The organism is Streptosporangium sp. NPDC049078 (genome assembly GCF_040648855.1).
Lineage (GTDB): Bacteria > Actinomycetota > Actinomycetes > Streptosporangiales > Streptosporangiaceae > Streptosporangium.
Genome location: NZ_JBEZEL010000023.1, coordinates 46,948 through 66,661, shown reverse-complemented (window position 1 = coordinate 66,661; position 19,714 = coordinate 46,948). Strand labels below are relative to the sequence as shown.

At 70.6% G+C, this 19,714-nt stretch carries 14 protein-coding genes; 6 read left to right on the top strand and 8 right to left on the bottom strand.

The genetic code is table 11. The features are described 5' to 3' along the window. Window positions 1–66 precede the first annotated feature (66 nt). Window positions 67–594, bottom strand: coding sequence for a pyridoxamine 5'-phosphate oxidase family protein (locus AB0B90_RS33185; protein WP_350942276.1), 528 nt, complete (start codon window positions 592–594; stop codon window positions 67–69). A gap of 422 nt (window positions 595–1,016) precedes the next feature. Between AB0B90_RS33185 and AB0B90_RS33180 the strand changes: the two genes are divergently transcribed. Together AB0B90_RS33180 and AB0B90_RS33175 are read left to right on the top strand one after the other, a co-directional pair. Beyond that, window positions 1,017–2,912 carry an NAD(P)-binding domain-containing protein gene (locus tag AB0B90_RS33180; RefSeq protein WP_362926283.1) on the top strand — a complete coding sequence of 632 codons (1,896 nt, stop codon included), beginning with the start codon at window positions 1,017–1,019 and terminating at the stop codon, window positions 2,910–2,912. Then, window positions 2,909–3,499 (top strand): YdeI/OmpD-associated family protein, encoded by a 591-nt coding sequence (locus AB0B90_RS33175; protein ID WP_362926282.1) that lies wholly within the window; start codon window positions 2,909–2,911, stop codon window positions 3,497–3,499. Before AB0B90_RS33180 ends, AB0B90_RS33175 begins: the two co-directional genes overlap by 4 nt. Window positions 3,500–3,594: 95 nt before the next feature. On the opposite strand, the gene AB0B90_RS33170 is transcribed toward AB0B90_RS33175, so the two are convergent. Then, on the bottom strand, window positions 3,595–4,140 hold the full coding sequence (locus AB0B90_RS33170; RefSeq protein WP_362926281.1) for an AAA family ATPase: 546 nt from the start codon (window positions 4,138–4,140) through the stop codon (window positions 3,595–3,597). Next, the gene (locus tag AB0B90_RS33165; protein WP_362926280.1) at window positions 4,137–4,796 is read right to left on the bottom strand and encodes a putative glycolipid-binding domain-containing protein; all 660 of its coding nucleotides are present in this window, start codon (window positions 4,794–4,796) and stop codon (window positions 4,137–4,139) included. Before AB0B90_RS33165 ends, AB0B90_RS33170 begins: the two co-directional genes overlap by 4 nt. Window positions 4,797–4,955: 159 nt before the next feature. Between AB0B90_RS33165 and AB0B90_RS33160 the strand changes: the two genes are divergently transcribed. Continuing rightward, window positions 4,956–6,119 carry an acyltransferase gene (locus AB0B90_RS33160; RefSeq protein ID WP_362926279.1) on the top strand — a complete coding sequence of 388 codons (1,164 nt, stop codon included), beginning with the start codon at window positions 4,956–4,958 and terminating at the stop codon, window positions 6,117–6,119. A 1-nt stretch (window position 6,120) separates the two neighbouring features. Here AB0B90_RS33160 and AB0B90_RS33155 read toward each other — a convergent pair whose 3' ends face one another. Beyond that, entirely contained in the window at window positions 6,121–6,537 is a 417-nt protein-coding gene (locus tag AB0B90_RS33155) for a VOC family protein (RefSeq protein ID WP_362926341.1), read from the bottom strand. Window positions 6,538–6,617: 80 nt separating this feature from the next. On the opposite strand from AB0B90_RS33155, the gene AB0B90_RS33150 reads away from it, so the two are divergent. Further along, the gene (locus AB0B90_RS33150; RefSeq protein WP_362926278.1) at window positions 6,618–7,202 is read left to right on the top strand and encodes a TetR/AcrR family transcriptional regulator; all 585 of its coding nucleotides are present in this window, start codon (window positions 6,618–6,620) and stop codon (window positions 7,200–7,202) included. A 199-nt stretch (window positions 7,203–7,401) separates the two neighbouring features. Here the strand turns inward: AB0B90_RS33150 and AB0B90_RS33145 are convergent, their stop codons facing one another. The 4 genes from AB0B90_RS33145 to AB0B90_RS33130 all read right to left on the bottom strand — a co-directional run bounded on the left by AB0B90_RS33145 (window position 7,402) and on the right by AB0B90_RS33130 (window position 17,878). After that, window positions 7,402–10,131, bottom strand: coding sequence for a beta-L-arabinofuranosidase domain-containing protein (locus tag AB0B90_RS33145; protein ID WP_362926277.1), 2,730 nt, complete (start codon window positions 10,129–10,131; stop codon window positions 7,402–7,404). Between the two features lie 411 nt (window positions 10,132–10,542). After that, complete coding sequence (locus AB0B90_RS33140; RefSeq protein WP_362926276.1) at window positions 10,543–12,783, bottom strand: DEAD/DEAH box helicase; 2,241 nt, start codon at window positions 12,781–12,783, stop codon at window positions 10,543–10,545. A gap of 193 nt (window positions 12,784–12,976) precedes the next feature. Then, window positions 12,977–16,360, bottom strand: a complete 3,384-nt coding sequence (locus AB0B90_RS33135; protein WP_362926275.1) for a BTAD domain-containing putative transcriptional regulator — start codon at window positions 16,358–16,360, stop codon at window positions 12,977–12,979. A 63-nt stretch (window positions 16,361–16,423) separates the two neighbouring features. Next, the gene (locus tag AB0B90_RS33130; RefSeq protein ID WP_362926274.1) at window positions 16,424–17,878 is read right to left on the bottom strand and encodes an MFS transporter; all 1,455 of its coding nucleotides are present in this window, start codon (window positions 17,876–17,878) and stop codon (window positions 16,424–16,426) included. A gap of 83 nt (window positions 17,879–17,961) precedes the next feature. Between AB0B90_RS33130 and AB0B90_RS33125 the strand changes: the two genes are divergently transcribed. Together AB0B90_RS33125 and AB0B90_RS33120 are read left to right on the top strand one after the other, a co-directional pair. After that, window positions 17,962–18,651 (top strand): helix-turn-helix domain-containing protein, encoded by a 690-nt coding sequence (locus AB0B90_RS33125; RefSeq protein WP_362926273.1) that lies wholly within the window; start codon window positions 17,962–17,964, stop codon window positions 18,649–18,651. A gap of 246 nt (window positions 18,652–18,897) precedes the next feature. Continuing rightward, window positions 18,898–19,422, top strand: a complete 525-nt coding sequence (locus AB0B90_RS33120) for a hypothetical protein (protein ID WP_350942314.1) — start codon at window positions 18,898–18,900, stop codon at window positions 19,420–19,422. Window positions 19,423–19,714 lie beyond the last annotated feature (292 nt).

The following is a 19,714-nucleotide window of genomic DNA, read 5'->3' as shown; positions in this document are numbered from 1 at the left end:
CCGGCGTTCCGTGAGAGGCCGGGATCACGCCGTGGGCGCCGGCGTTCGGACGCGTAGCGGTCGCCGTCAGGCCGGGGAGACGGTGAAGCGGTAGCCGGTCTGCGCGTGCGGTTCCTTTCCGAACGCGAGCACCTTGGCCGGCTCGACGCGGAACACGATCGCGGGGTGGCCCGCGACCTGGGCGACATCGTCGATGAGCTCCAGGCTCCAGCTGTTGTGCGCGCCGTACTTCGCGTCGAAGGCGTCGACGATCCCCGGCAGGGCCTCGGGGGCGGTGATCTCGGTGGCCGTGCCCTCGACGACGATGTCGAGTCCCTTGGTCCAGAGGTTGTTCCCCGTCGTCAGCGCGACCTTTCCGCTGTGCTCAAGGTTGCGCATCTTCTGCTCGATCGAAGCGGTGGTGAAGTACATGGCGTCGTCGTGCCACACCGCGACCACCGGGGTCACGTGGGGGCGGCCGTCGACGCGGACGGTCGTCAGCCAGAAAAGCTCGGCCGTCTCCAGCACGCCCAGGGTCTCCTGCCACGACGTGGGCTCCACCCCCGGCTCGCTGTAACGCACGTCCAGTTTCGCCTCGGGATAAGTGACGGACATCGTTTTTCCTTTCTGCGACGCAGGGGCCGTCTCGATGAGGGGAGATTTTCCCGGTGCCGGATAGGTGATGGATGATGTTCCGATCACGAGGCTACGTCCGCGGTCGCGGGCGGGCAATGACGTCGCAATAAGGGGTCTCTCTCGCATCGATCAGGCTCCGTGGTGACCTTAATTCGCCACCCGTGATGAGCAGGGGCGTCGCGAGTCCAATAAGAGGCTGTTCTGTTATTCAATAAGCAACCCTTATGGGGTGTCCGTTGTCCGAAAGGTGTTACCGGCATAACCTGATCGCAGGTAAACGTAAACGCCGTGGACGGTTGAGTGAAAGGGTGACGCGAAACCAGGGGATATGGCCTCGTGTTTCGCAGCGGCACGGTGAGGTGGGTGCGACCGGGAAACCGATCCCAAGAAGGAAGGGAATCATGGAGGACGTCTGTATTATCGGAGCGGGATCATCAGGTATCGCCACCTGTCAGGTCCTGCACGAGCGCGGTATCGCCTTCGACTGTTACGAGGCCGGCTCCGAAATCGGGGGCAACTGGCGCTATCTCAACGACAACGGCCTGTCCTCGGGCTACCGGTCGCTGCACATCAACACCTCCCGACACCTGACGGAGTACCGCAGCTACCCCATGCCGGACCACTATCCGGCCTATCCCACCCACTACCAGATGGCGCGCTACTTCGACGACTTCGTCGACCACTTCGGCTTCCGTGACGCGATCATCTTCCGTACCGAGGTCACCCGCGTCGAACCGGCCGAGGGCGGCGGCTGGCACGTGACCGCGCGCAACCGCGACACCGGCGCCGAGACCACCCGCCACTACCGGGCGGTGGTGGTGGCGAACGGACACCACTCGACCCCCCGCTACCCCGAGCCGGCCTTCCCCGGCGCGGACACCTTCACGGGCATCCAGACCCACTCGCACTACTACAAGGTCCCCGACGAGTACGCCGGCAAGCGGGTGCTCGTGCTCGGCCTCGGCAACTCGGCGTCGGACATCGCGGTGGAGACCTCCACCGTCTCCGAGCGCACCTTCATGGCCATGCGCCGCGGGGGGTACGTCTTCCCCAAGTTCATGTTCGGCAAGCCCAGCGACGACCTCATCAGCCCCTTCCTCACCACGGTGCTGCCGAGGGAGATGCAGCGGTGGATCATGGCGGGCCTGCTGCGCCTCACGGTCGGCAAGGTCACCGACTACGGGCTGCCGGAGCCGGGCCACAAGCTGTTCAACTCCCACCCGACCGTCTCCGAGTCCCTGCTGCCCCGCCTCGGCCACGGCGACATCACGGTGAAGCCGAACATCGCCCGCTTCGACGGTGACACGGTGCACTTCGTCGACGGCAGCAGCGAGGTGATCGACGCGGTCATCTACAGCACCGGGTACAAGATCAACTTCCCGTTCCTGGACGAGAGCGTGATCGCCCCCACCGACAACGACGTCTCCCTGTTCCACCGCGTGGTCGACCCCAACCACCCCGGCCTGTACTTCATCGGCCTCTTCCAGCCCCTGGGCGCGACCACGGTGCTGTCCGAGGCGCAGTCCCACTGGGTGGCCGACCTGCTGGACGGCAGCGCCGCGCTGCCCTCGCCCGAGCGGATGCGCCGGGAGATCGACCGGTACAAGGAGAGGCTCGCCAAGCGCTACGTGACGTCCAAGCGGCACACCATGCAGGTGGACCACTATCCCTACCTGGCCGAACTGCGCCGCGCCCGGCGCGACGGGGCCCGGCGCGCACCGGCGGCGGCCAAGGCCGAGGCCAGGCTCAAGGCGAAGGCCGCCGCGAACGGGCTTCCCGAGGGCTACGAGCCCGAGGAGGTGTCGATCTGGATCGACGCCGATCCGCACGTGGTGTGGGACCTCATCAGCGACGTGACGCGGATGGGACAGTGGAGTCCCGAATGCCGCCGATGCTTCTGGATCGGCGGCAGGCGCGGGGTCGGCGCACGCTTCGTCGGGATCAACCGCCGCGGCTGGGTCACCTGGGTCACCACCAACGAGGTCGAGCAGGCGGAGCCGGGCAAGTCCTTCGCGTTCCGTACCGCCACCAACGGCGTGCGCTGGAGCTACCGGCTGGAGCAGGACGGCGGCGGCACCCTTCTCACCGAGCGGTGGGACGTCTCCGGGCAGAGCGCCGGGCAGCGCAAGCGCACCGCGTCCTTCGCCAACCTGGCGCTCGGCGGCTACGAGGGGCACACCGAAGAGCTGCGCGACGGCATCCACAAGACCCTGGAGCGGGTCAAGGCCGCCGCCGAGCAGCTGAGCCGATCCACCGAGGTCAAGGCCGGAGGTCTGCACGTCGAGGGTGTTCGATGACGGACGAGAACCTGCGCTTCGCCTCGGTCGAGGAGTTCGCCACCTGGCTGGAGGCGAACCACCGGACCGCGGACGAGGTCTGGGTCGCCCTGCCGAAGAAGGGGACGCCGGTGCCCTCGGTCACCAGGTCCCAGGCCCTGGACGTGGCCCTGTGCTACGGCTGGATCGACGGCAAGGCATTCTCCGGAAACTCGCCGGACGGCTGGTGGGCCCAGCGCTTCTCCCCGCGCAGGGCCCGCAGCTCGTGGTCGAAGATCAACTGTGCCAAGGTCGAGAAGCTCGTCGCGGCGGGCCGGATGCGAGCGGCCGGGCTCGAACAGATCGAGCTCGCCAAGGCCGACGGCCGCTGGGCCGCGGCCTACGCCCCGGCGAGCACGGCCGAGGTCCCACCCGACCTGCGGGCGGCGCTCGACGCCTCTCCCGCCGCGGCGGCCGCCTTCGCCGCCCTCAGCAGAAGCAACGGCTACCAGATCCTGCTCACCGTCGAGAAAGCGAGGAAGGCCGAGACCAGGGCACGCAGGATCGCCGACTACGTCGAACGCCTCGAAGCCGGGGAGCCGCTCCACGGCCCCCGAAGAAAACCGTGACGCCTCCCCACGCCGCGACCTTGCGGGTGGAGCGTCCGACCGACCACCGTGGGTGGAGGGTCCGCCCGATCACCGCAGGTGGCACGTCTGACCGATCACCGAACCTCGGCCTCGGCCCCCGCCCGCTCAACGATCTCGTCCACGGTCTCCTCGGGGGTCTGGTCGGAGGTGTCGAGCCAGAGGCCGAGGCGGGGGGTCGCGGTACGCAGGCCCTCGTCGAGAAGGTCGATGGTCCACCGGTCGTAGGCGTCCTTGCCCCGGGCCGCCTCGCGGGCGGCGACGGCCTCGGGGCGCGGGGCGAGCACGACGACGAACAACGGCCGCCGCCGGATGAGCCCGGTCATCTCGGCGAGGTGGTCGCCGAGGACGACATCCTGGGCGACCACCGTGAACCCGTCCTCGGCGTACGCGTCGCAGGTGGCCGCCGTCAGCCGGTACCGCAACCGCAGTTGCCGCACCGCCTCGGCGGACGGGTCGGGCGTCATGTCGGCCCGGCCGTTGACCACCATGCGGCGGAACAGGTCGCCCCGGACGTGCACCGAACGCGGCAACCGCTCGGCCAGCATCTGTGCGACGGTCGACTTCCCTGCGGCCTGGATCCCGGTGACGAGAACGACGGCCTGCGGGGGTATGGGGCTCATGAATGTCCTTTGTCGCGCTGTGGTGGTAGAAGACCTCGTACGTCCGCGGTCGTGTCCGCCGTACGGGTCTGGTCAGAAGCCGCACGTACGGCGATCTCGGGGTAGTCGAGCACGAGGCCTGACTCGTCGTAGACGAGGCGGCAGGCGAAGTCGAAGACCGGGGCGCTGTAGTCGTAGCGCTGTCGGGAGCCCTCGTCGGCGACGCGGACATAGTCCTGTTCAAGCCGTTCGACGGTGAGGTCGATGGCGCGTACGTAGGCGGCGGGGGCGGCCGACCGAGCGCCGACGCGCAGGCCCAGCCGGTGCGCGGGGAAGGTGTTGGTCATCGCCGAGGACTCCAGGTCGACGTCCAGGCAGCCGTCCAGGTGAGGAGCGGGTTCGCCGTCGACGCGCCAGTGGCCGGCGCCGTCGGCCTCCAGGACGGTCTGCCGGGCTCCCGAGGCTGACCGGCTCGTGATCCGTGCGCTTCGCGTGGTCCAGGCGGCGTCGAGGTCGATGGTGTAGCCGACGATCCAGGTCTGGCCGTCCTCGACCGCCGTCGTGCAGCCCTCGACGCGCAGGCCGTCGTCCGAGGGCTGGAAGTAGGCGACCTCGAAGCCGTCGCGTGCGTCGAGATGCCGCCAGGCGGCGCTTCTCGGCGGTGTCGTGAAGGTCATCTTTTGATTCTGTCCGTCTGCCGATCTGCCCGCCTGCCTATCCGTCCACACCGGTCGACCCTCTCTTCGTCCCCCGGGTCAACCCCTCCGACCCGGTCCGCTGAGGACGCCGCCCGGACAATAGCGGGGAAAGTACGCCTATCGCCTACAGTCGGGTGAATGGCCTCGATCCCCTCACGGCTGGCCTGGTTGGACGCCCTGCGGGGACCTGCCGCGCTCGCCGTCGCGCTGCACCACTCCGGCTGGACCTTCATCCCGGACCTCTGGGCCGAGGTGGACAGCAGGATCGACGTCGGCACCTGGGGCGTCTTCGTGTTCTTCCTGGTCAGCGGCTATATCATCCCGGCCTCCCTGGAACGGCGCGGTGACCTGCGGGTCTTCTGGATCGGCAGGGCCTTCCGCCTGCTGCCCCTGCTGCTCGTCGCGCTCGGCCTGGCCCTCCTGCTCGCCTACGCCGGGACGTTCGCCCTGCACGAAGGGCTGAGCACGCGTCCCCTCCCCCTCGTCGTCCTCGGGAACGTGACGATGCTGCAGGAGTTGCTCGGCGTGCCCGCCGTCATCGGCGTGATGTGGACGCTCTCGTACGAGATGGCGTTCTACCTGATGGCGGCCGGGCTGTTCAGCGCGGGGCGGGCGCACCGGTCGGCCGCGACCGCGATCGCCTTGGCGATCTCGGCGGTCCTCCTGGGGCTGCTGCTGCCTGGCCCGGTGATCGGTGGCCGCGCCGACCTGGTCGCGGCGGTTCTCGGGGTCGCGACGGTCGCGGTCATCGTGGTGTCGGCGCGGGCGGCGGGCGGTGTGCGTACGGCCGCCGCGGTGGCCGGTGGTCTCCTCGGGGTGGTGCTGGTGGTGCTGGGCAGCCGGATCGGCGCGTGGCAGGGCCTGATCGTGCCGGCCATGATGTTCGCCGGTACGGCCGTTCATCGCGCGGAACAGGGGGCGATCCGGTGGCGTACCGCCATCGTGACCGTGCTGACGGTGCTGGCCTGCGGGGTCCTCGCGAAGGACGACCCCGGCTGGGCGCCGGCGCTCCTGCTGGCGGCGGGTTTCTTCGCGGCCGCGTTCGCGCTGCGGCGCAGGTCGTTCCCCCGGTGGCTCGCCCACCTCGGGGTGATCAGCTTCTCCCTCTATCTGCTGCACCCGCTCCTGCTGGGGGTGAGCCCGAACCTTCCGCTGTTCTTCCTCGTCCTGGTGCCGCTCTGCTACCTGACCCACCGCCTGATCGAGGCCCCCGCTCAACGTCTCGGCAGGCGGTTGGCCAGGTCTTCCCCGAGGGAACCCGCGAGGGAGCCGACGGGGGAGTCCGCACCGGGCACGTCCTAGATCAGGGAAGGGCGTACTGCTCCGCGTAGGCGGCGGACGGCTCGGTCGGGGTGATCACGTCGATGAGCACGCCGTCGGGCGCGGCCACGATGAAGTGCCGCTGGCCGAACTCCTCGGTGCGCAGCGTCAGTTCCACCGGGAGCCCCGCCTGTCGTACGAGCCTGTCGTGCTCGGCGTCGACGTCGGTCACCTCGAAGTTGAGGATCAGCCCTCGCACCGCGGAACGGTATTTCTCCGGCACCGTCGGGTGGGTGCGGTCGACGAGCGCGAGCTCGTAGTGCGGCGGTTCCGGCCGCCGCATGCTCACGTACCAGTCCGCCTCGAACGTCGTCTCGAAGCCGAGAAACCGCCGGTAGAAGTCGTGGGACTCGGCGATCCGATCGGTGCAGACGACCGGGTAGAAGCTCGTGAGGGTCATGCCGTTCCCTTCGGTCCATTTCACATACCAACGGTATGTGAAGCTAACATACCATCGGTACGTCAACAAGGGAGGCCACGGTGAACCGGGCACGGCAACGGCTGGAGACCAGGCGGGCGCTGGTGACCGAGGCGAGGGCGCTGTTCGCGCGGCACGGGTACGCCGCGGTGAGCCTGGCGCAGATCGTCGGGGCGGCGGCCGTGACGAAGGGCGCGCTCTACCACCACTTCGAGAGCAAGGCCGACCTCTTCCACGCGGTCGTCGAGCAGGTGCAGCAGGAGGTGGGCGAGCGGGTCGCCGCGGCGGCCGACGCGTACGACGACCCCTGGGAGCAACTGGTCGCGGGGTGCCGGGCCTTCCTCGCGGTGAGCCGCGACCCGGACGTGCAGCGGATCATGCTCGTCGACGGCCCCGCCGTGCTCGGCTGGAACGAGTGGCGGGCGATGGACGAGGCGTCCTCGGCGCGGCACCTCACCGAGGCGCTCGTCACGCTGATCGAGGCGGGGGTCATCGCCCGCAGGCCCGTGGAGCCGCTCGCCCACCTCCTGTCCGGCGCGATGAACGAGGCGGCTCTGTGGCTGGCCCGCTCGACCGACCCCGACGACCTCCCCGCCGTCACCGAGGAGTTGACGCGCGTCCTGGAATCCCTGCGCGGCCCCCGGTGACCGAAAACCTCGCGCGACCCCCGGTGATCGGAGTCCTCGCCCGACCATCGGTGATTGGAATCCTCCTCGCGCGGTCCTCGGTGATCGGAGTCCCCGCGCGGTCCTCGGTGCGGCGATCGGGCGAAGCCTCGGTTCCGATCACCGAGGCTTCGCCCGGCGGGAATTCACTTACCTCCCGCTTGCCGGTCGAACACGTGCTTTACAGGAACCTCCAGAGGTTGTTGTTCGAGCCGTTGTCGTCGGCGATGACGACCTGCGCGCCCTGGGCCGTACCGGAGAGGCCGAGGACCCGGCCGCCGTTGGCACACTGGATGCGAAAGGCGGCGTTGGAGCCGTAGCGCAGCCGCCAGCGGTGGTCGTTGGCGCCGTTGTCGGCCCACTGCAGGACGCGGGATCCGGCGGCGGTGGCGGCGTTCTCCACGCCCAGCACCTTGTTGCTGTTGGAGTTGCGCAGGCGCAGGTAGCCGCCGGTGTCCACGACCGCCGTCCACAGGTGGTCGGCGGTGCCGGTGTCGCCCCACTGCACGACCAGCGCGCCGTCGGCGGTCGACATGTTGGTGACGCCGAGCACCATGCCGGTGCCCACGTTCTGGATGCGGCGCGCGCCGTTGGGCACGAAGCGCCACTGGTTGTCGGCGGTGCCGTTGTCGGAGTCCTGCACCGCCTGGGCGCCGTTGGCGGTGGAGTTGTTCTGGATGCCCAGCAGCTTGGAGCTGTTGGCGTTACGGATCTTGACCGAGCCGTCGCCGACGTCGACGATCGCCCAGCGGTGGTCGGCGGTGCCGGTGTCGCCCCACTGGAGCACCCGGGCGCCGTCGGCGGTCGACATGTTCTCGACGCCGAGCACCTTGCCGCTGTTGACGTTACGGAAGCGCAGGTTCCCCCCGTCCACCACCGGCACCCAGTCGTGGTCGGCGGTGCCGTTGTCGGTCCACTGCAGGGCGAGACCGCCGTCGGCGGTCGACATGTTCTGGATGCCCAGCGCCAGCCCGCTGGCCACGTTGATCAGCCGGAAGCTCGCCGTACCGCCGCCGCTGGAGGAGCCGGTGGCGTTCCAGTAGACGACGTAGTTGTGGTTGTGGGCGTCGTAGAACGGCCCCAGGTTCACCGATGCCCCGTTGGCCGTGGCGGTGAAGGCGAGCGACGAGGTGCTCGTCCGGGTGATCGACGAAGGGGTGAGCGTCGGCGCCGACGACAGGGAGGTGTTGCCGTAGTTGCCCGACAACACGACCGGGCCGTAGGTGACGGCCTGGAGGTTGGGGTTGTCGTTGGCGGGCTTCAGGACGACCCGCATCGGCAGCTGCACGGTCACCGTGTCGCCCGAGGTCCACGACCGGTTCAGGTCGGCGTAGGAGCCGGGGGTGGTGACGATGTTCTGCTGCACCCCGTTGACGCTGATCGTCGCGCCCTGGGTCCAGGCCGGGATGCGGATCCGCATCGACCACGTCCCGCTCACGTTCCCGGTGACCTGCAGCGACGTGGTGTCGCTCACCGGGAAGGAGGTGGTCTGGGTGACCGTGATGCCGCGCTGTGACCAGTTCAGGGTGGAGGGCGCGAACAGGTTCACGAAGAGTGTGTTGCCGTTGTGGAAGTAGATCGAGTCCATCAGCTTGGTGTGGATCTCGATGCCGGTGCCCTGGCAGCACCACATGCTGTTGTAGTCGGTGCTCCAGGTGCCGCCACCCCAGGCCGGGCCCACACCTCGGCGGCCACCGGGGTTGAGCGGCGTGAAGTAGGTGACGTGCCCGCGGCTGTCGGCCGGGTTCTGCTGGCCGAGGAGGTGGTTCAGCAGGGCGTTCTCGAAGTAGTCGAAGTAGTCGGCCCTGGTCGGCGCGAGCGTCCACAGCTCCCGGGTCAGCTTCAGCATGTTGTACGTGTTGCACGCCTCCCCGGTGTCCCTGGCCAGGTAGCCGGCGATGGCGTTCGGCGCGCGGAAGTGTTCGGCCTGGCTGTTCGAGCCGTTCACGTACGTGTGCGCGCCGACCGTGATGGCCCAGGCGTTGGTCGCGATGTCCCGGTAGCGGGTCGTGCCGGTGGCCTTGTACTCGCGGGCCGCCCCGATCCACTTGGGCACCTGCGTGTTGGCGTGCAGCCCGTTGAGCTGGTCCTGGTTGGAGGCGAGCGGGTTGAACACCGCGGCGTGGTCGAATCGCTGGGCCGTGGTCAGCCAGCGTGAGTCGCCGGTCATCTGGTAGATGTCGGTCAGCACGGCGTTCATGCCGCCGAACTCGGTGCCCAGCATCGACTGCATCTGGCTGGAGCTGAGCCGGGAGGTGCGCGTGTCCACCCAGCCGGCCAGGGCGAGCAGCACCGTTCTGGCCTGGGTGTTGCCGATGTGCCGCCACACGTCCAGCAGCCCGGCGAGGGTCTTGTGGATGCAGTAGTAGGGCACGTTGCCGTTGTTGAGCGTGCGGTTCTCCACGGCGGTGATGTCGGACTCGGGGAAACCCGACAGGTAGCCGGCGGTGAACCCGGCCGCGCCGTTGTTCGCCTGGCACTTGGCCAGCTCGGCGACCATGAGCTCGGCCTTGCTCCGGAAGGTGGTGTCACCGGTCACCATGTACGCCTGGGTCCACGCGGTCAGGAAGTGGCCCTGCATGTGGGAGCGGAACGGGAAGTTGGGAGCGTCCCAGCCGCCGTTGGCGGTCGCGCCGTTGGTGGACAGGCGGTGGTTGGCGCGGAAGACGTACAGCAACCGCTCGACGTCGACGAAGCGCAGGTAGGCCAGGGTGCGGTTCTGGTTGTCCAGCCAGCGGCCGGAGGTCAGGCGGACCTGGCCGAGGTCGAACTCGTAGGCGGACACGCCGATGTCGGCGCGCGCCCACGGGAGGGCGGCCCAGGCGGCGGACGTGCCCACCACCTGACTCGCGGCCGAGATCGCGACGGTGGCGCCCGCGGCCTGGAAGAGCTGGCGGCGACTCAAGGACATTGGGGGGTGCTCCTTTGAGAGAAGGGGGGATGTGACCTGCCGCGATCGCCGCGGTCGGCCACCGACTTTCAGCCGGTGAGCTGCCCTACGAAATTGTTAGCGCTAACATTTAACGTGGCAATTCTGTACGGACTCCTTTGGTGAGTGCTTTGCCGCGAAGTACATCCGACGACCCGATCCGGCGTCAACGAGTCACGACTCTCGCTGACGTGGCGTTGTCAGGGCGGCTGCCCCTGCCTGGAGGCTCGTCCGGAAACGGGTCGCGCCGCCCTGCCCGCGCCTGTGAAAGTTTCACAGAAGTTACCGCTTTGCAACAGGGGGGTTTGCGCGATTTAACGCGAACCTGCCGCACCGTGTCGCGGTCGGCTCCCCGCTCCTCGCGTCGACCGCCAAGGGCGGCGAGTGCCCTTCTCAGTCTTGCGACGGCCGCGTCGTCGCGAGGCGTCGCTGCTCCTCCTCGACGATCTGGCGGGCGAGTGCCTGTTCCGAGATGTCGACCGCGTCGGGGGTGGAGTCGGCCAGGTCGCTGCGGCGGGCGTAGGTGTCGAAGAGCCCGGCCTTGCCACGCAGGATGTCCAGCATGCGCTGGTCGACGCTGTCGGCCGTGAGGATGCGGTGCACCTGGACCTTGCGTACCTGTCCCATGCGGTGGGCGCGGGCCACGGCCTGGCTCTCCATGGTCGGCTTGACCTGGGGCTCGCAGATGATCACCACGGAGGCGGCCTGCAGGTTGAGGCCGACCCCGCCCGCCTGGATCTGGCTGAGCAGTACGGCGTGTCCCTGGGCCGCGGTGAACTCGTCGACGACCTGCTGACGGCGGTCGGCGCCGAGATCGCCCGAGATCGGCCCGTGCACCCGGCCGCCGGGGTCCCCGGGGGCCTGGGGGGTGCCGGAGCCGCCGAGGGCCTGGTGGACGGCGGCCATGACGTCGCGGAAGTAGGAGAAGACCACGACCTTGAGACCGTTGCCCGCCGCCTCGTCGACGAGTTCCAGCAGCCTCTGAAGCTTGGCCGACGTCTCCGGTACGGCGTAGGCGGCCCGGCGCATCGCCATGAAGTTCCCGTCGGCGACGGCCTTCCGGTAGGCGGCGAGGTCCGCCTCGCCGAACTCCTCCCACTCGTCCACGTGGACGAGGTCGGGCAACTCGGTGAGCACGTCCTCCTGGTTGCGGCGCAGGTAGACCGGTGCCACGGCCCTGCGGAAGGCCTGCGCCCCCGCCGCCCCCGCCGCCCCCGCCGTCGCGTCGCCGTTCCGGAGGGCGGGGATCAGATCGGGCCTGAGATAGCCGACGAGGTTGCGGAACTCCTCGACGCGGTTCTCCATCGGGGTCCCGGTCATGAAGAGCACCCGCTCGGTACGGTCGCACCACCGGGCGACGGCCTGGGAACGCCTCGCGGCCGGGTTCTTCACGTAGTGGGCCTCGTCGACCACGAGCATCCCGAGCGCGACGTCGTCGGGAATCTCCAGCCGGTGCAGGGTGTCGACGGTGGTCACGGCGACGCCGCCGGTGCGCACCCATTCCGCGAGGGCCGCGGCCCGGTCGCCGCCGCGCAGGGAGTAGGCCCGCAGCGTGCTGCGGGTCTCGACCTCGCGCACCCAGTTGATCAGGACGCTGGCCGGGCAGGCCACCAGGAAGTGGCTCTCGCCGCGCGCCCGGAGGTGCGCCAGGACGGCGATGGCCTCGATGGTCTTGCCCAGGCCCATCTCGTCCCCCAGGATCACCCGGCGCTGGGCGAGGGCGAAGCGGGCGCCGAACGACTGGTAGCCGCGCAGGGAGACCCTGCGGTGGGTGTCGTCGAGGTTCTGGGCCTTCACCCGCGAGGAGATGTCGTCGGGCAGGAAACCCTCGGAGGCGACCCTGTCGGGTTCCGTCGCCGCGATCTCGGCGAGCAGGTTGTAGTACTCGGACGCGCGGAACTCGAAGTCGACCCACGCCTCAAGGCCGGAGACCGGCGGGCGCAGCAGGTCCACGGAGACCTGGCCGAAGAGCAGCGCCGTGTCGGACGCGTTCGCCTCCGCGATCACGTCCTCGATCCGCGCGACGGCCTCCCGCGCCCGGCGACGGCCCTCCTGGCCCGCGAGCAGCATCCGCAACCATCCGCGAGCGGGTTGCGCGGCGGGCAGGAGCGAGGCGAGCCGCTCCGCGATCCTGCGCGCGGCGGCGCCCGCGCGCGGCAGTTCGGGGCCCGCGTTCACCAGCCGGTTCAGTGCGATCAGCAGGGCCGTGGTCTCGTCGTCCTGCCGGTCGACGTCGATCCGCAGCGCCACCGTCTCCTCCACCGCCTTGGCGATCTGCCCGGCGGCGGCGTGCGCCTGTCTCGCGTTCCACGCCCCGACCCCGGGGAGCAGTTGGAGCGCGTACGGCGTGGTGTCCAGGATGTCGAGGACCGTCTGGTGACCGGCCTGTTCGAGGGCGCTGACCCGGAGCCGTCCCACGGTGACGTCTTTCAGGCGTGCCAGGGGAATGGACCCGAGTTCCTCACGTGCCAGGCGCGTACGCACCAGGGAGAGCGCCCGCTGGACGTCGGCGCGCGCCTCGGCGTCGTCGGCGAGCAGGGTGCGCGCGTGGGACCCCAGGCGCCCCGCCCTCTGCAGGAGGGCCCTGACCTGCCCGGGGGTGGGTGCCGGATCTTCTCGCTCGACGTCGCCCAAGCCCTCGTCCCTCCCCTCACGGCCCGATCGCGGCAGTTCACCGTCGCCAACGGCCGGTCGGTTGTCAACGACCGGCGACGCCGGACACGGCATCACAGCCCTTTGCCCGGTAACGAGCCGTTCATGAGTTCCGGGACGAACCTGATGGGCCGGGTCCTCGGTCCCGCCGCTCGCCGGGTCCGTACCGCCGCCTTCATGGCCGGACGGCGAGCGATCCGGCCTCGTCGAGTGTCAGGCCGCCGCCACGTTCGAACCGGGACGCGAAGCCGTCCTCGCCCAGTGCGGCGCGCGTTCTCGCCGTGATCCTGTCGATGTCGCCGCGCTCGGCGGGGGCCGGTGGCATCGCCGTCGACAGGCGGGCCGAGGCCGCCGCTCCCAGCAGCCGGGCGGCACGGTCGTGGTCCCCGGCGAGGGAGAGCGCCCCGGCCAGGCCCTCCAGGGCACGCATCACGTCACGGACGGCGTCGAGTTCGCGGGCGATCGTGAGGCTCTCCAGGTGCATGGTCCGCGCCGTCGCGGCGTCGCCGCGCTCCTCGAAGACGAAACCGAGCTCGACCAGGATCATCGGTAGGTGTACGAGATTGTCCGTCACCCCCTCCTCCTGCCTCGGAGTCCACCTCAGGACGGTGCGCAGGTGTGTCTCCGCGGCGTCCAGCCTGCCCTCCCTCCTGGAGGCGTAGGCGAGCACCGTCTCCGCGAAGATCTGCCCGCCCTGGTGGCTCTGCTCGGCGGCGAGCCGTGCCGCCCGCTCGCCGGACTCCCGCGCCCGGGTGTGGTCGCCGCGCTGGAGGGCGATCCAGCCGACCCAGGCGAGCCGTACGGCGACCTCGGGCCAGAGCCCGAGCTCCTCGGCCAAGTGCAGCCCGTCCCGGTGCAGCCGGTCGGCCCGCTCGTAGTCGCCGGTCATCTCCGCCAGCCCGCCGAGCCACTCCGTCGCCTGCAGCCGGCCCCAGCGGTCGCCGAGCTCGCCGAAGAGTTCCGCTCCCCGCTCGCTGTCGCGTTCGAGCGTGGCCATGTCGCTCCGGACGTGCGCGTGTTTGGCCCGGGTGACGAGGGCCGCGGCCGTGCCCCAGCGGTCGCCGAGGGCGCCGAAGGCGGTCAGCGCCTCGTCCAGCAGTTTCTCGCCGGCCGACAGGTCGCCGGTGCCCATCCCGGTGAAGGCGATGAACCACTGGGCTCTGGCGCGCTCACCCGGGTCGTCGATGTCCTCGTACAGACGCATGGCCGCCTGATCGGCCACCTCGCCGTGCATGAACGCGATGCCCGCCTGCCAGGCGAGGGCTCTGGCACGGAGCGCGGGGATCCGCGCGGCGTCTGACATGTCAGCGGTGACGCCCGACGTGTGAGTGGTGACGCCTGGCGTCTCGGCGGTGACGTCCGGGACCTCGACGGCGGAATCCGGCGTCTCGGCCGTGATGCCCGGCGTTCCGGCCGCGGAACCCGGTGTCTCGGTGACGGAGTCCGGTGCCTCGGTGGCGACGGCCAGCGCCGAGGCGAGGGAGCGCCGGGCTTCCGCCAGCCTGCCGCGCAGGAACCAGTACCAGGTCATCGCGTTCACCAGTCGCAGCCCGGCCTCCCGGTCCCGGCCGGTCACCGCGCCGTCGAGCGCGGTGCGCAGGTTGGCGGTCTCCGCGTCGAGGCGGCGCAGCCACAGCCTCTGGTCGTGCCCGTACAGGTGCCGTCCGGCCTCCTCGGCGAGATCGACGTAGTGGCGCCGGTGGCGCCGCCGCAGGGACTCGAACTCGCCCGCCTCGTGGACGCGTTCGACGCAGTAGGCGGCCACCGACTCCAGGAGACGGTAGCGGGGGCCGTCGGCGGTGTGGGTGACGGTGACCAGGGAGCGGTCGACCAGGCGTACCAGGAGATCGAGCACGTCGGAGGCCGGAAGGTCGTCGGCGCCGCAGACGGCCTCGGCGGCGGGCAGCGTACAGCCGCCGGTGTGCACGGCCAGACGGCGCAGGGTGAGGCGCTCCGGGTCGGTGAGGAGGTCCCAGCTCCAGCTGATCATCGTGTGCAGCGTCCGCTGGCGGGGCGGGGCACCGCGATACCCGGTGGACAGGAGACGGAAACGGTCGTCGAGGCGGGCGACGAGACCGTGCACGCCCAGCGCGCGGACCCTGGTGGCGGCCAGTTCCAGAGCGAGCGGGATGCCGTCCAGGCGGCGGCAGAGCGTGGCGACCGCCGGTGCGGTGTCCGCGTCGAGGGTGAATCCGGGGGCCGTCGCGCGGGCGCGGGCGACGAACAGCCGTACCGAACCGGTTCGCTCCAGCGCGTCGAGGTCGGCGGTGGCGTCCGGCGTCTCCAGGGGCGGTACGTTCCAGACCACCTCGCCGGTGAGGGCGAGGGGTTCCTGGCTGGTGGCGAGGACGCGCAGGCCGGGAACGGCTCGCAACAGGAGTTCCGTCAGCTCGGCGACGGGCTCGACGAGATGCTCGCAGTTGTCGAGCACCAGCAGCAGCCGCCGGGGGCGGAGCGCCCCGACGAGCAGGTCCAGGGGATCTCCTGAACCGGCGCTGTCATGGATGTCCAGCGCCGTGGTGACCGCGTCGATCAGCGAGCCCGCCGTCTCCAGGGCGCCGGGCCGGTCGAGCGCGGCCAGCTCGACCAGCCACACGCCGTCGGGGAAGGCGTCCGTCAGCCCACGGGCGGTTTCGACGGCGAGACGGGTCTTGCCCACCCCGCCGGGACCGGTGAGGGTGACCAGGCGGCCGGTGCGCAGCAGGGCGCCGATCTCGGCGGTCGCCTCGCCCCTGCCGATCAGGTCGGTGAGGGGCGCGGGCAGGTTCGTGGCGGGCCCGGCCGGGGGAGAGTCCGGTGGTGCGGGTGGGTCGAGTGCCGGATCCCGGGCGAGGATCGCCCGGTGCAGGGCGATCAGCTCGGCGCTCGGATCGAGACCGAGTTCGTCGGCGAGGTGGGCGCGGAGCTCCTCGTAGCTGTGGAGCGCCTCGGTCTGCCGTCCCGAACGGTAGAGGGCGCGCATGTGGGCGGCGCGCAGCCTTTCCCTGAGGGGGTGCCGGGTCAGCAGGTCGCCCAGCTCCGCCGCGAGCCCGGTGTGCTCGCCGAGGGCGAGGCGGGCCTCGGCGTGGTCCTCGTGGGCGGTGAGCCGTTGCTCGTGCAGACGGGCGATCACCGGCTGGGTGAAGGGCTCGTCGGTGAAGTCGGCGAGCGCGGGGCCGCGCCACAGGGCGAGCGCGTCGGCGAGCAGCGCCGCCCTGGCCCGGGGGTCGTCGGTCCGCGTCGCCTCCGCGGTGAGGGACAGGAACCGCCACGCGTCGACCGCGTCGGCGTCGACGCGCAGCACGTATCCCGGAGGTGGCGACACCACCAGCTTCCTGGCGCCGGGCTCCGCGTCCTCCAGTACCCGCCGCAGTTGCGAGACCTTGGCCGACAGGGCTCCCGCCGGATTGCCGGGCAGATCCTCGCCCCACAGGTCGTCGACCAGCCGGTCGGCGGGCACCGGGCGGCCCTCGTGGACGAGCAGGTCGGCGAGGAGGGCGCGGACCTTCAGCCCGGGGACGGCGACGGGCCGGCCGTCCGCCGTCCACACCGCCAACGGCCCAAGCACCCCGAATTTCATGGACGTCACCATAACGCGCACGATCTCGCGGGCCGGGCCGTCCGCGAACCCCGCGCGCGGGACCTACCGCGACTCGACGGTCACCGGGGTCTCCCGGCGAATTCCGGTGCCGTTCTCGCCACGCCCGCGCAGGCCGGACCCGACGACGGCCGCCGCGGCGACGGCCATCGCGAACGGGATGACCAGGGCGGTGCGGAAGCCGTCGAGCTGGGTGAGGAGGGAACCGCCGGAGCCGGTGGCGGCGATGTTCACGGCGGTCACCGCCGACAGGCCGAGCGCCGCGCCGAACTGGAAGGAGGTGTACAACAGACCCCCGGCGAGTCCCTGCTCCTCCTCGGCCACGCCGTCGGTCGCGGCGATGGTGAGCGGTCCGTACGCCAGGGCGAAGCCGAGACCAAGAATGATCATGGTCGGGAACATCGCCGCGTACGTCCAGTCGAGACCGACCGGCAGGAACAGCGCGTAGGCCACCGCGGCGAGGCACAGCCCGCCGAAGATCACCCGGACGTTGCCGAAGCGGTTCACCAGCAGCGGGGTGAGAGTCGGCGCGAGGATGGCGTCGATGCTGACCGCCAGCAGGGCGAGGGCCGCCTGCAACGACGACCAGCCGCGCAGTTCCTGCAGGTAGAGCACGACGAGAAACTGGAACCCGAAGAAGGAGCCCCCGAACAGCAGCGCGCCGAGGTTGGCGCGCACCAGGGGGCCCGAGCGGAGGATGCCGAGGCGCACCAGCGGCGCCGCCGACCGCCGCTCGATCGCCACGAAGGCGACGATCAGCGCGACTCCGACGGCGAGCGCTCCGGCCGTCCAGGCCCATCCCTCGGCGGGGTCCTCCAGCCGGACGACCGCGAACACCAGCGTCATCATCGCCGCGGTCACGGTGACCGCTCCGGCCAGGTCGAAGCCCCGCGTGTGACGGTACGGACGCTCGCCGCCCGGGATGAGGAGAAGCGCGGCGACGAGGACCGCGGAGGCCATGATCACCGGGGCGAAGAACACCCACCGCCAGCTGATCTCGGCGAGCAGGCCGCCGACGACGAGGCCGAGCGAGAAGCCGGCCGCCGCCGTACCCGCGTAGACCAGCAGTGCCCGGTTGCGCTGCGGGCCCTCGGCGAAGTTCGTCGTGATGATGGACAGACCGGCGGGCGCCATGAACGCGGAGGCCACTCCCGTCACGAAACGGGCGACGATGAGGATCCATCCCTCGGTCGCGAACCCGCCCAGGCCGGAGAAGACGATGAACACGCCGAGCCAGGCCAGGAACATCCGCCGCCGGCCGAGCAGGTCGGCGGCCCGCCCGCCCAGCAGCATGAAACCGCCGTAGCCGAGCACGTACGAGCTCATCACCCAGCTCAGCGAGCCCGTGCTCAGGTCCAGGTCGGAGCGGATCGACGGCAGGGCCACGTTCAGCATCGCCACGTCGATCCCCTCCAGGAAGATCGCACCGCACAGCACGAGCAGCATGCCCCAGGCACGCCCGCTCATCCGGTCCGAGGGTGGGGACAGTGGTGTGGACACGAGACGACTCCTCGAAGAGGCGCGGGGAACCGCGATCGGTTCCCTCTTGTAAGTAGTCGCATCATGGGACACCATCGATGACCATGGAAGAAGGCACTTCGAAGTCACCGAGTCGCTGCCCCGATACCGACGGCGCCTACGGCGCCCACAGCGCCCACGATGCCTACGACGCCCGCCAGTGGGACACCCGGGAAGACTGCGAGGTCCGCCAGATCCTCGACCGGGTCGCGGACAAGTGGTCCCTGCTCGTCATCGCGCTCCTCGACAGCCGCACCCTGCGTTTCACCGAGCTGAGCCGCGAGATCGACGGCGTCAGCCAGCGCATGCTCACCGTCACCCTGCGCCATCTGGAGCGGGACGGCCTGGTGCGCCGCACCGTGCACCCCGTCGTGCCGCCCCGGGTGGACTACGAGCTCACCCCCCTCGGCGTGACCCTGCACGACACCATCCAGTCGCTCGTCAGCTGGACGGAGCGGCACCAGAACGAGATCGCCGCCGCCCGCGCGGCCTACGACGCCCGCGCGGACACCGCGCCGGCCGCGACACCGTTACGTAACGAAACTCACTCCCCGGTATCGTTACGTAACGAAACTCGGGCCGTGGCGGCATCGCGCGAGGAGGGCGTTCGCGGCGAGGCCCGCTCACGGTGCGAGGTGTGCGGCGAACCGATCCACGCCGCGCGCACGGGCCGCCCCGCCCGGTTCTGCAACGCGGCGTGCCGCCAGAAGGCGCACCGCCGCCGCTCGCGCGCGGCCCTGCGGACCTCCGGCTGACCTCGCCCCCTGGCCGTTCCCACGCGGCCCCGCGGCTGACCTCGCACCCCGCCGTTCCCCGCAGCCCTCGTGGCCTTCGCCTTTCCCCGCGTTTCGCACATGACCTCGGCGAGAGGCAGGGCGTGGGACGGATCTCGCAAGGGCGGGCAAAGGATTGCCAAGGGGGTCCGTGTCGCGCCCTCCAGTCGGGGTCGCAGCGTGTCTCCTGTCCAGGAGTAATGGCACTGCTTGCCTGGAGGGACGGAGATGAGGAAGTTACTTCATGCCGGCGTGCTCGCGCTCGGCGTGTTCACCGCGGGGTGCGGCGGCGCCGGCGACGGGAGTGCGACCGAGCCGATCGTCGCGGACCAGGTCAAAGCGTCACCCACCTCGCCGGAACCCTCCGACTCGCTCTCGCCCTCGGAGGCGACCAGGGCCAAGGTCGAACTGGGTGAGACGAAGATCGGAAAGGTTCTGGTCGGCGAGGAGGGGCGCACGCTCTACCTCTTCGACAAGGACAAGGACGGGAAGTCGTCGTGTTCCGACGCCTGCGCGCGGGCGTGGCCGCCGTACGTCACGGACGGGACGCCGGAGGCGGGTGAGGGCGTCAAGGCGGACCTGCTCGGCACCACCGAGCGGGAGGACGGTACGACGCAGGTGACCTACAACGGCCATCCCCTCTACTACTTCGCCAAGGACACCGAGGCCGGCGAGATCAAGGGACATGACGTCGACGGCTTCGGCGGCGAGTGGTACGCGGTCAACGCCAAGGGGAAGAAGGCTCACGACTGAGCCGACTCGGGAGGGGTACGGCCGAGCCGACCTGACAAAGGCGCGACCGGGCCGACCCGACGGAGACGCCACCGGGCCGACTCGGGAAGGGCACGGCCGAGCCGACCTGACAAAGGCACGACCGAGCCGACAGAGGCATGACCGAGCCGATCCGGGCGGGGCGGCCGAGCCCGCCCGCGAGGCGGGGGACTCGCCCCGCCCGGGCCGTCGCACGCCCGCCGGGACGCTCATCGGGCCCGGACCGTCTCGTCCCGCAGGTGCGGACCGTCTCGTCGGCCCGGACCGTCTCGCC

Bases quoted from the DNA above. Each gene is read 5' to 3' on its own strand.
- AB0B90_RS33185 (WP_350942276.1), bottom strand. From the start codon at position 594: ATGTCCGTCACTTATCCCGAGGCGAAACTGGACGTGCGTTACAGCGAG.
- AB0B90_RS33180 (WP_362926283.1), top strand. From the start codon at position 1,017: ATGGAGGACGTCTGTATTATCGGAGCGGGATCATCAGGTATCGCCACC.
- AB0B90_RS33175 (WP_362926282.1), top strand. From the start codon at position 2,909: ATGACGGACGAGAACCTGCGCTTCGCCTCGGTCGAGGAGTTCGCCACC.
- AB0B90_RS33170 (WP_362926281.1), bottom strand. From the start codon at position 4,140: ATGAGCCCCATACCCCCGCAGGCCGTCGTTCTCGTCACCGGGATCCAG.
- AB0B90_RS33165 (WP_362926280.1), bottom strand. From the start codon at position 4,796: ATGACCTTCACGACACCGCCGAGAAGCGCCGCCTGGCGGCATCTCGAC.
- AB0B90_RS33160 (WP_362926279.1), top strand. From the start codon at position 4,956: ATGGCCTCGATCCCCTCACGGCTGGCCTGGTTGGACGCCCTGCGGGGA.
- AB0B90_RS33155 (WP_362926341.1), bottom strand. From the start codon at position 6,537: ATGACCCTCACGAGCTTCTACCCGGTCGTCTGCACCGATCGGATCGCC.
- AB0B90_RS33145 (WP_362926277.1), bottom strand. From the start codon at position 10,131: ATGTCCTTGAGTCGCCGCCAGCTCTTCCAGGCCGCGGGCGCCACCGTC.
- AB0B90_RS33135 (WP_362926275.1), bottom strand. From the start codon at position 16,360: ATGAAATTCGGGGTGCTTGGGCCGTTGGCGGTGTGGACGGCGGACGGC.
- AB0B90_RS33125 (WP_362926273.1), top strand. From the start codon at position 17,962: ATGGAAGAAGGCACTTCGAAGTCACCGAGTCGCTGCCCCGATACCGAC.
- AB0B90_RS33120 (WP_350942314.1), top strand. From the start codon at position 18,898: ATGAGGAAGTTACTTCATGCCGGCGTGCTCGCGCTCGGCGTGTTCACC.